The organism is Campylobacter ureolyticus (assembly GCF_027277485.1).
GTDB lineage: Bacteria > Campylobacterota > Campylobacteria > Campylobacterales > Campylobacteraceae > Campylobacter_B > Campylobacter_B ureolyticus_B.
The window spans coordinates 178,228-189,020 of sequence record NZ_JAPXGQ010000001.1 but is presented as its reverse complement, the minus strand read 5'-3'; the positions used below and the strand labels follow the sequence as shown (position 1 = coordinate 189,020).

The window sequence follows — 10,793 nt, the reverse complement described above, 5'->3', positions numbered from 1 at the left end:
TTTGTTAGAATGCTTTGTTAGAATGCTTTGTTAGAATGCTTTGTTAGAATGCTTTGTTAGAATGCTTTGTTAGAATGCTTTGTTAGAATGCTTTGTTAGAATGCTTTGTTAGAATGCTTTGTTAGAATGCTTTGTTAGAATGCTTTGGGTAATATTTCTCGAAATAAGTTCATATTTTATATAATTTTACTAACAAAGGTTAGTAAAATTTACTCATCTTTATTTTCAGATAATATTACTTTAATCATAAGGCCAAAGCCTAAAATTAAAACAATAGTTATAAAAATAATTTCTATTAAATCTAATTTTGTCAATTTTTTCCCTTTTATTTTTTTAATATTTTATTTTCACTTCGTTCTTTTAGTTGCCCACAAGCTGCACTTATGTCAATTCCTTTCGATTCTCTTATAGTACAAGTTACACTTTTACTTTGTAAAAAATCACGGAATTTTTCCATATTTTCTTTTAACGGACGTTTATAAATGCTGCCTTCGTGTGGGTTAAAATAGATTAAATTTACCTTTGCCTTTATACCATGAAGCAGTTTTACTAAAGTTTTTGCATCTTTTAGGCTATCATTTACGCCGTGCATCATTAGATATTCAAACATTACTCTTTTTCTCATGTCAATAGGAAACTCTCTCACGGCATCCATTATAGAAGCTATATTATAAGCTTTATTTATTGGCATAAGTTCTTGTCTTAACTCATCATTTACTGCATGAAGTGATATTGCCAATAAAACTCCTAAATTCATTTCCCCAAGCTTTTTTATTTGTGAGCTAAGTCCACTTGTGCTTACTGTCTGTCTTCTTGGTGAAATGGCAAGTCCGTCATTGTCGGTAAAAATTTTAATAGCTTTTGCAATATTTTCAAGATTATTAAGAGGTTCGCCCATTCCCATATAGACAACATTTACACGTCTTTCATATGGAATTTTATTAATCTTTTTTATAAAATGAACTTGTTCTACAATTTCACCAGCAGTCAAGTTTCTAACAAACCCACCTTTAGCTGTTAGGCAAAAACTACAACCCATTTTACATCCGACTTGCGAACTGACACAAATAGTGTATCTGGCATGTTTTATAAGTTTTCCATTTTCATCAAATTCATCGTCCTTCATTGGAAGCAAAACGCTTTCTATAGTTTTTCCATCTTTTAATGCAAAAAGATATTTAATACTTCCATCTTTGCTTTTTTCAGATTTTACAACTTTTAGTGGATCAAAATAAAAATTTTGGCTTAAATCTTGCCTTAAATCTTTTGGCAAATTTAGCATTTCATCAAAGCTATCAACGTTTTTTTTGTAAATCCATTCATAAATTTGTTTAGCTCTAAAAGCTGGTTTTACAAATTCACCGAGTTCATCTTTCGTAAAATCAAGTAAATTTTTCAAATCAACCCTTTTTCTTTCATATAGATTTTTAATTTTTCTTTTGCTGCGGCGTGGTTTTTTATAAACATTTCATGAGCGTTTTCATCACAAAAATTTGTAGCACAAACTACTGCTTTGCACTTAATTTTAAAAAAATTTGCTACACTTAAAATAGAATAAAACTCCATATTTTCTAAATCAAACCCATTTTCATAAAATTTTACTGCTAAATTTTTATCTTGTGTTATGAAATTTGATGAGTTTATAACAATATTTGAACTTTTTGTTAGCGATGTTTCACGTGAAACATTTAGCGGATTTTCTAAATTTAAAGGAGAATATGATAAATTTATAAGTTTTGAAATTTCTAAATTTGAAGCTTTAGAACTTTCATATATTTCTAAAATTTCACCTTTTTTATAAATTCCAGCAGTTCCAACGAAGATGATTTGTTTTGGCAAATCATCTTCTAGAGCTTTTTTTGTTAGTATATTGGTTAGTGTTATTGCAGCCTCTATTAGTCCGATTCCAATGCTTTGGGCAAATTCGAAGCTCTCACTTTTTCCCGCACAAACTAACAAATTAGTCATTAAATTCTAACCTTTATACCGTTTTCTAAAAGATATTTTTTTAATTCATTTATGCGAATTGTTCCAAAGTGAAATACTGAAGCTGCTAAAGCTGAACTAACTCCGGCCTTAAAAGCATCTAAAAAGTCACTCATTTTTCCAGCACCACCGCTTGCAATAACTGGGATATTTAACTCTTTTGCTAACAAACCTGTTATTTCTAAATCATATCCGTTAGTTACACCATCTCTATCCATAGATGTTGGAAGAATTTCTGCAGCACCTCTGTCTTGAACCTCTAAAGCCCATTTTAAAGCTTCTTTGCCGCTATCAACTTCGCCACCATTTATAAAAACATTATAATTATTATTTACTTTTTTTACATCTATTGCTACAATTAGTGAGTTAAATTCCTTAGCTGCTTCATCGATTAAATTAGGTGTTTTGATGGCTGCTGAATTTATGCTAATTTTGCTTACGCCAGCATCTAAAAGTGCTTTTATGTCATCAATTGTCTTTATTCCACCGCCAACAATTAGTGGAATTTTTATAGAATTTGCTACTTTTTTAGCAAGTTCGACTGTTGTTTTTCTATTTTCATTAGTTGCAGTTATATCTAAAAAGCAAAGTTCATCAGCACCTTCTTTCTCATAAAACTGAGCTATTTCTACAGGATCTCCGACATCGACTAAATTTACAAAATTTACACCTTTTACAACTCTGCCTTTGTTTGTGTCAAGACAAGGAATTATCTTTTTCATCTTTCACCTTTGTATTAAAATAGAGTATTATTTTATCAAAATTTTTCTAATGTGTAGCTTTGTTAGTTTTTTTTAGTTATAATCTTTTGATGATAAGGGCAAAAAAGAAATTCGGACAAAATTTTCTAAAAGATAGTGTGGTTCTTGATAAGATCATCCAAGCGATTCCCAAAGAGATTTTTAGCGATAAAGATTGTGATTTAGTCGAAATTGGGGCTGGCTTAGGTGATTTAACTAAGAAATTACTAGAAATTTCAAAAGTTAAAAGTTATGAAATTGATGAAGATCTTTTTATAGTTTTAAATCAAACTTTTAAAAAAGAAATTGATGAAAAAAAACTGATCTTAACACTTGGTGATGCTTTAAAAATTTGGGACAAAATTAGTCAAAAAAACTATTTTTTAGTTGCGAATTTACCATATTATGTGGCAACAAATATCATGCTAAAAGCAGTAGATGATCCAAATTGCTTAGGATTTATAGTCATGATCCAGCGTGAAGTTGCATTGAAATTTTGTGGCTTTGGCGGTTCAAATTCGCTTAGTTTAATAACTAGCTTAAACGGAGAGATAAAAACTTTATTTGACGTACCTCCAAGTAGTTTTGAACCAGAGCCAAAAGTTATGTCAAGTGTTGTAAAATTTAGTAAATTTGATAACTTCAATGAGCTTGATAGAGTCAACTATGAATCTTATAAAGATTTTTTAAAAACCTGTTTTTTAAGTCCAAGAAAAACAATTTTGAAGAATTTAAGTTCTAAGATTGATAAAGAGATTTTAAAAAAATGCTTTGAAGAGTTAAACTTAGATCAAAATTTAAGAGCTCATCAATTAAATAACACCTTAATAGTAAAAATTTTTAATTATTTAAAGGTGAAAAATGGAAAAGAATCAAAATAGCAATGGTGAAAACAAACAAAATAACCAGAATAACACAAATAATAAAAACGATATAAACAATCAAAAATCAAATACTAGTAGGCAAAATGGTTTTAAAAAGACAAATCGTTATGCAAACCGAAAGAAAAACCTTCAAAAAGAATCAGGCATAGGCGAAAAAGAAACTCCTAAAAAAACTCAGTCAAAAAGAAGAAAAAAATCAAATGTTTCTAAATGCTTAAATGGTAATGAAAATTGGCAAAAAGAGATGGAAAAAGCAATCATCGCAAACAAAAAAGTTCACGATGAAAGACTAAATCCTTTAAAATTCTTTAAATCAAATTCTAAGATCCGCATAACCCCACTTGGCGGTCTTGGTGAAATAGGTGGAAATATAACTGTTTTTGAAACAAATACAAGTGCGATTATAGTTGATGTTGGTATGAGTTTTCCAAATGAAAGCATGCTTGGAGTTGATATTTTAATACCTGATTTTGACTACATAAGAAAGATAAAAGACAAAATTAAGGCTGTAATTATAACTCACGCACATGAGGATCATATCGGTGCGATGCCATATTTTTATAAAGAGTTTGATTATTCAATTTATGCTACGCCACTTTGTCTTGGAATGATATCAAATAAATTTGAAGAGCATGGCTTAAAGGCAAAAAGAGCACTTTTCAGACCAGTAGAAAAAAGAAAAGTCTATAAAATAGGTGATTTTGATGTCGAATGGATACATATAACTCACTCCATAATTGATGCTTCAGCCCTTGCTATAAAAACAGAAGCTGGCACAATTATTCACACGGGTGATTTTAAGATAGATCACACGCCAATAGATGGCTATCCGACTGATTTAGGACGCTTAGCAGAATATGGAGAAAAAGGGGTGCTCCTTTTAATGAGCGATAGCACAAATTCTCATAGAGAAGGCATTACAAAAAGTGAAAAAACAGTTGGAAAGACCTTTGATGAAATATTTTCCAAATCAAAAGGAAGAGTTATTATGAGCACATTTAGCTCAAATGTTCATAGAATTTATCAAGCTATTGAACATGGATTAAAACACAATAGAAAAATTTGTGTTATCGGAAGATCAATGGAGAGAAATTTATTTACTGCTATGGAACTTGGATATATTGATCTTTCAAAGGAAATTTTTATAGATGCTAACGAGGTTGGAAAATACCCTGATAACGAAGTTTTGATAGTAACAACAGGAAGTCAGGGCGAGACTATGAGCGCACTATATAGAATGGCAACGGATGAGCATAAATATATCAAGATAAAGCCAAGCGATCAAATTATTATCTCAGCCAAAGCAATCCCTGGAAATGAAGCAGGTGTTTCAAATATCTTAAACTATCTTTTAAAAAGTGGTGCAAAAGTTGCGTACCAAGATTTTAGTGAGATTCATGTCTCAGGTCACGCTGCACAAGAAGAGCAAAAGCTCATGCTTCGTCTTACAAAACCTAAGTTTTTCTTGCCTGTTCATGGGGAGTATAACCATATAGAAAAGCACTCTAAAACAGCTATTGATTGTGGTGTCGATCCAAGAAATATCTATTTGATGAGTGATGGTGATCAAGTTGAAGTTACAAGTGGATATATAAAAAGAGTAAAAACTGTAAAAACTGGCAAAATCTTTGTCGATAATCAGATAAACAAAGAAATCTCAGATGATATGGTAAAACATCGTCAAAATTTAGCGGATGCTGGTGTTGTAATGGTTATCGCTCAAGTTGATCAGGCAAATAAAAAACTTGTAAAAACAAGAGTTATAACTTATGGAGTTGTTAATGCAAAAGAGCAAAGAGCCTTTGCAAAAGATATGGAGCTTGTTTTAACACAGTTTCTAAGTAATTTAAAAAATGAGCTTTTAGGAGATCAAAGGGCTTTAGAAAATCAAATAAGACAAGCCATAAGAAAGCATATCTTTAGACGTCTTAAAAAGTATCCTACAATTGTTCCTGTAATTTACCTAGTGTGAGGCATAAAATGAGTGAAATTTTAGAAATTGGAAAAAGAGTTTTAGAGCTTGAGGGAAATGAGCTTTTAAGACACTCAAATTTACTTGATGATAAATTTGAAAATGCTTTAAATTTGCTCTATTCTTGTAAAGGAAAAGTTATCGTAACAGGAGTTGGAAAAAGTGGCCATATAGGCGCAAAAATAGCAGCTACAATGGCTAGTACTGGCACTCCTAGTTTTTTTTTACATCCAACTGAAGCTTTGCACGGAGATCTTGGAATGGTGCAAAAAAGCGATGTGATACTAGCGATAAGTTTTAGTGGCGAAAGTGATGAGCTTATAAAAATAATGCCTCACCTTAAAAGATTTGGTGTTCAAATTATATCAATGACTGCTAAATTCAGCAGTTCCTTAGCTAAATTTAGCGATGAAATAATAAGTCTTGATATAATAAAAGAGGCTTGTCCATTAGGTGCTGCGCCAACAGTTTCTACTACGTTAACTTTAGCTTTGGGCGATGCCTTGGCAATTTGTCTTATGAAGATGAGAAATTTCAAAGTTGAAGATTTTGCAAATTTTCATCCAGGTGGTAGTCTTGGAAAAAGACTGTTTTTAAAAGTAAAAGACGTTATGAAAACTAATGAATTGCCAATTGTTAGTTATGATGTTAGTCTTAAAGTCGCTATAGATACGATGACTCATGGAAAACTTGGAGCCGTTTTACTAACAGATAAAAATGGTAAGTTAGCGGCGATTTTAAGTGACGGGGATTTAAGAAGAGCACTACAAAGAGACGATTTTGATATAAATGATAAAGCCTTAAACTATGCAACAAAAGAGCCAAAAATTATAGATGATGATGAAATTTTAGCATCAACTGCCCTCAAAATAATAGAAAAATATAAAATTCAATCGCTTGTAATTGTCAATGATAAAAAAATTCCAATTGGAATTTTACACATTCATGATTTGACAAATTTAGGATTATAAATGGAAAAAATGAGAATTAATAAATTTATTTCACATAACACTAACTATTCACGTCGTGAAGCAGATGAGCTTATAAAAAGTGGAAAAGTTAGTGTAAATGGAAGAGTTGTTAGTGATTTTGTAGAAGTTAGTTATGATGATAAAATCAAGATAAATGGGCGTTTAGTGAAGAAAAAAACTGAGTTTTCAGTTATTGTTTATAACAAACAAAAAGGTGAGTTAGTTACAAAGTGTGATGATAGGGGTAGAAAAACAATATTCGATACCTTGCCGAAAGGTTTTAGTAAGTTTATAAGTGTTGGAAGACTTGATTTTGCTAGTGAAGGACTTTTGCTGCTTACTGATGCACCTGCTATAGCTGAGGCTTTAATGAGAAGTGATATTGAAAGAATGTATTATCTAAAGGTAAAAGGTGAGATAACCGATGATGTTATAGCAGCGATGAGAGAAGGATTTTTTGCTAAAGATGCCACAAAGGGAGCACATGAAAAAACGCAGATTAAATCCATGGAATTTAAGCCTTTCTTAGCCTATTCGGTACTTGGATCAAGTGGTGGTTATACAAAACTTAAGGTTATCATAAATGAGGGTCAAAATAGAGAGCTAAGACGCTTTTTTGGGTGCTTTGATCTAGAAGTTATGGAACTAAAAAGAGTTAGTTTTGGAAGGGTTGATTTGGGAATGTTAAAGCCTGGGAAATGGAGATATCTAACAAGTTCAGAATATGATGATTTAAGAGATTTTCTAAAACAAAATAGTGTTAGATACTAATATTTTGTTTTATAACAATTTACTATTAAGTCCTATAATGTCAAGTAATTCAATAGATATATTTTATAAGGAGTAAAAAATGGCAGCACAAGAAACAGTAGATGTTAATGCTATTAAAAAAGAAATTGATAGTTTAAAACAAGAGTTAAAAGATATGGCAAAATTAATTAAAGATTCTGGCAAAGAAGCACTAAAAGATGCAAAAGATAAAATTGATGGCAGTATGTCAATCGAAGATATTGAAAAAGCAATTGATGAGCTAAAAAGCAAGGGAAAAGATGGAGTTGATTATGTTAGTAAAAACATTAAAGATGAACCTTTAAAAAGTGTTGGTATTACCCTTGCTGTTGGTTTTGTACTCGGTTGGTTGTTTAGGAAATAATGGCTGGTTTTAGCATTTCTGAGTTTTTAATCTCAGTTGTCGAACTGGTAGAGGCACAAGCCGATGATATAAAGGCTTCTTTTGTAAAAAGTGCTGGAAATATCATAGCCTTGTGCGTCGTTGCAATAATTGCAGTTGTAGGTTTTATTTTCTTACTTCTTGGTTTAAATTTAGCTTTTCAAACATGGGTTGGCAAACTTGGAGCTTATTTTTTAACATCCGGAGTGGCTTTTTTATTGTCATTTATTATTTACATGGTGTATTTATGGAAAACAAAAAAGTAAGAAAAAAACTAAATGAAGTAGTTGCTATGCTTGATGGAAAAAGCTTCATAATAGATGAAAAAGATACTAAATTAAGAGTTGAAATGGCAAAATTAAAACTTTTAAAATCCGATCCAGGTTTGGAAATTTCTGAAGAACTACGGCTGATAAATAAAGGCAGAATTGCATTAGCACTAGTAAATTTTATTGATAAAAAATTTATTATGCCTACACTTTTAAGTATTTTTTCAAAAAAATCTAAATAGCAAAATCTTATCAAAACATTCAGCATTATTTTAACATGATAAATTTTTAGTTTTGTTTGTATTTTTTGATTCACTTTTTAAAAATAAAATATTATAAATTTAAATATAGATAAAATTATAATATTTAATAATTGCCTCTATAGATTAAAAATAACAATAATATTCTTTCTAATTAGTCACTTATAATCTTGCTAAATTCTTAAAAAATTAGTATAATTCGATTAGAAATAGTTTATTAGTCTTAGCATATTAAACATATATGCTTTTATCAATGTATGTTTTTAAAAGTACAGAAAGAAGAAATATGAAAAAAATAGCATTTTTATCTTTACTTGTAATAGCGTTTGCTTTTGGCAGTAGCCTAGATGAGATTCGCAAAAATGGTGAAATCAAAGTTGGTGTTTGGACAAATCAACCACCTTATTCAAGTTTGGAGAATGGTGAATTCGAAGGATTTGAGGTTGATATGGCAAAAGCCATCGGTTCAAGTATTATTGGAAATGGTGGAAAAGTAACTTTAGTTGGTATTGATAGCGGAGGCGAAAGAATTAAATTCTTACAAGATGACAAAGCTGATATTGTAATAGCAAGTTTTACCGAAACAGATGAAAGAAAGAAAAAAGTTAGCTTTTCACTTCCATATTTTGCCGTAGCAATGGGTGCGATAAGCAGTAAAGATAGACCTTTAAATTCCGAAAAAGATTTAAACTATAAAACCATAGTTATCCAAGAGGGAACCACGATGGAAGACTATGTTAAAAAAATTCCTGGAGCAAAAGTTATAAAAACAAAAGGTTCTATTGAGGCATATAGGACATTAAAAGACAATAAAGCTGATGCTTATATAGATGATAATTTAGTCGTTATGGCATATGGCATAGTTGATAGAGGTTATATTGTCCCAAAAGGAATGAGAAATTTAGGCTTTAATAGTTTTTTAGGTATTGGTGTTAAAAAAGGAAATGATGAGCTTTTAAATGCTGTAAATAATGAAATGATAAAACTCAGCAAACAAGGATTTTTTAGAAAGGTATTTAATGAAACCTTTGTTCCATTTTATAAAAATGAGGTTGAGGCAAAATATTTCTTATTAGAAGATATTTATAAAATTTTTGGATAAAATTCATAAAAAAATCTTTATAAGGAGGTAATACATGAAGATTTTAAAAAAATTAGCATTTTTTATGCTGTTAGGAACAACTATGCTTTTTGCAAAGCCAACTATTTACATTTTAGCAACAGGTGGAACTATCGCCGGAGCTGGTGATAGTGCGTTAAGTGGAAGTTATACTTCAGGAACAGTAACAGTTGACAAGCTAATTGCTGCAGTTCCACAAATTAATGAAATTGCTACTATTAAAGGCGAGCAAATTTCAAATATTGGTTCACAAGAGATGAATAATGAAGTTTGGTTAAAACTTGCTAATAGAGTAAATGAGCTTTTAGCAGATAAGAGCGTTGACGGTATAGTTATAACTCACGGAACTGACACAATGGAGGAAAGTTCTTATTTCCTAAACTTGGTTACAAAAAGTAAAAAACCAGTTGTTTTTGTAGGTGCTATGAGAAGTGGAACTTCAATGAGTGCAGACGGTCCTTTAAACATCTATAATGCTGTAAATGTTGCTATGGATAAAAACAGTGTTGGAAAAGGTGTTTTAGTTGTAATGAACGATAAAATTCATGCTGCTAGAGAAGTTACTAAAACAAACACAACTGCAGTTGATACTTTTAAATCAGTAAATACAGGAAATATCGGAACTGTAAATTATGGTATAGTAAATTACTATCTTGCTCCAGTTAGAAAACACACTGTAAATTCAGAATTTAGTGTAAAAGGTCTTGAAAGTCTACCAAGAGTTGACATAGTATATGGACATACACAAGATACTCCTGATTTTGTAGAAACTGCTGTTAAAAACGGTGCAAAAGGTATAATTCTAGCTGGTATGGGAAATGGAAACCCTTATCCAAGTGTTGAAAAAGCTTTAGCAGATGCTGTAAAACAAGGCGTTGTAGTTGTTAGAGGAAGCAGAGTAGGAAGTGGTTCAACTAGCGTTGGTGCTGAGGTTGATGATGCTAAATATGGCTTTTTAACAGCTGATAACTTAAATGTTGCAAAAGCTAGAGTTTTATTAATGGTTGCTTTAACAAAAACAAGCGATAAAGATAAAATTCAAAAATACTTCAAAGAGTACTAAGATAAAAAGGCGGAATTTCCCGCCTTTAATTTCCAGTAATAATAAAAAATATTATAAAAAAACAATTATACTTAAAAATTATTTTACCACTTTTTTAAAAAAGAGTTTCATCATTTTCTTTATCAAGCGCTTTTGTAAATTTTTAAGATAATATTGTGCTCTATAGCATATGCAAGATATAAATTAAAATAGAACAAAAATTATAGTATTATAGGACTAGATTAGAATATAGGTTCAGGAAAATCTAGGTCAAGGCTAACTAAAATGATTTTACAACATCTTCTCTATTAAAAAACGTCCCATCAGCTTTTGTATGGCTTTCTATGTTATTATAGCTTTATTACAATTAAAAAAATA

At 30.6% G+C, this 10,793-nt stretch carries 12 protein-coding genes; 9 read left to right on the top strand and 3 right to left on the bottom strand.

Annotated elements, in window-relative coordinates:
- Nucleotides 1-325: 325 nt before the first annotated feature.
- The 3 genes from rlmN to hisF are packed head-to-tail and all read right to left on the bottom strand — an operon-like array spanning nucleotide 326 to nucleotide 2,708.
- Entirely contained in the window at nucleotides 326-1,399 is a 1,074-nt protein-coding gene (gene rlmN / locus O6B72_RS01010) for a dual-specificity RNA methyltransferase RlmN (RefSeq protein WP_269491957.1), read from the bottom strand.
- A complete protein-coding gene (locus tag O6B72_RS01005) occupies nucleotides 1,396-1,959 on the bottom strand; it encodes a nucleoside phosphorylase-I family protein (RefSeq protein ID WP_258298986.1) in 564 nt (187 codons plus the stop codon). The genes rlmN and O6B72_RS01005 overlap by 4 nt, the downstream gene beginning before the upstream one ends.
- A gap of 8 nt (nucleotides 1,960-1,967) precedes the next feature.
- Nucleotides 1,968-2,708, bottom strand: a complete 741-nt coding sequence (hisF, locus tag O6B72_RS01000) for an imidazole glycerol phosphate synthase subunit HisF (RefSeq protein WP_269491956.1) — start codon at nucleotides 2,706-2,708, stop codon at nucleotides 1,968-1,970.
- An 89-nt stretch (nucleotides 2,709-2,797) separates the two neighbouring features.
- Here hisF and rsmA point away from each other — a divergent pair, with 89 nt between their 5' ends.
- The 9 genes from rsmA (at nucleotide 2,798) to O6B72_RS00955 (ending at nucleotide 10,436) form a co-directional block, all read left to right on the top strand.
- Nucleotides 2,798-3,607 carry a 16S rRNA (adenine(1518)-N(6)/adenine(1519)-N(6))-dimethyltransferase RsmA gene (rsmA, locus tag O6B72_RS00995; RefSeq protein ID WP_269491955.1) on the top strand — a complete coding sequence of 270 codons (810 nt, stop codon included), beginning with the start codon at nucleotides 2,798-2,800 and terminating at the stop codon, nucleotides 3,605-3,607.
- The gene (locus O6B72_RS00990; RefSeq protein WP_269491954.1) at nucleotides 3,588-5,582 is read left to right on the top strand and encodes a ribonuclease J; all 1,995 of its coding nucleotides are present in this window, start codon (nucleotides 3,588-3,590) and stop codon (nucleotides 5,580-5,582) included. Before rsmA ends, O6B72_RS00990 begins: the two co-directional genes overlap by 20 nt.
- A gap of 8 nt (nucleotides 5,583-5,590) precedes the next feature.
- The gene (locus tag O6B72_RS00985) at nucleotides 5,591-6,553 is read left to right on the top strand and encodes a KpsF/GutQ family sugar-phosphate isomerase (protein ID WP_269491953.1); all 963 of its coding nucleotides are present in this window, start codon (nucleotides 5,591-5,593) and stop codon (nucleotides 6,551-6,553) included.
- 9 nt (nucleotides 6,554-6,562) lie between these two features.
- Nucleotides 6,563-7,324, top strand: a complete 762-nt coding sequence (locus tag O6B72_RS00980; protein ID WP_269491961.1) for a pseudouridine synthase — start codon at nucleotides 6,563-6,565, stop codon at nucleotides 7,322-7,324.
- Nucleotides 7,325-7,403: 79 nt separating this feature from the next.
- On the top strand, nucleotides 7,404-7,706 hold the full coding sequence (locus O6B72_RS00975; RefSeq protein WP_258298979.1) for an ElaB/YgaM/YqjD family protein: 303 nt from the start codon (nucleotides 7,404-7,406) through the stop codon (nucleotides 7,704-7,706).
- Complete coding sequence (locus O6B72_RS00970; protein ID WP_258298978.1) at nucleotides 7,706-7,990, top strand: hypothetical protein; 285 nt, start codon at nucleotides 7,706-7,708, stop codon at nucleotides 7,988-7,990. The genes O6B72_RS00975 and O6B72_RS00970 overlap by 1 nt, the downstream gene beginning before the upstream one ends.
- On the top strand, nucleotides 7,972-8,235 hold the full coding sequence (locus tag O6B72_RS00965) for a hypothetical protein (RefSeq protein WP_258298976.1): 264 nt from the start codon (nucleotides 7,972-7,974) through the stop codon (nucleotides 8,233-8,235). The genes O6B72_RS00970 and O6B72_RS00965 overlap by 19 nt, the downstream gene beginning before the upstream one ends.
- 304 nt (nucleotides 8,236-8,539) lie before the next feature.
- Entirely contained in the window at nucleotides 8,540-9,355 is an 816-nt protein-coding gene (locus O6B72_RS00960; protein WP_101637206.1) for a transporter substrate-binding domain-containing protein, read from the top strand.
- A 34-nt stretch (nucleotides 9,356-9,389) separates the two neighbouring features.
- Entirely contained in the window at nucleotides 9,390-10,436 is a 1,047-nt protein-coding gene (locus O6B72_RS00955) for a type II asparaginase (protein ID WP_018713568.1), read from the top strand.
- Nucleotides 10,437-10,793 lie beyond the last annotated feature (357 nt).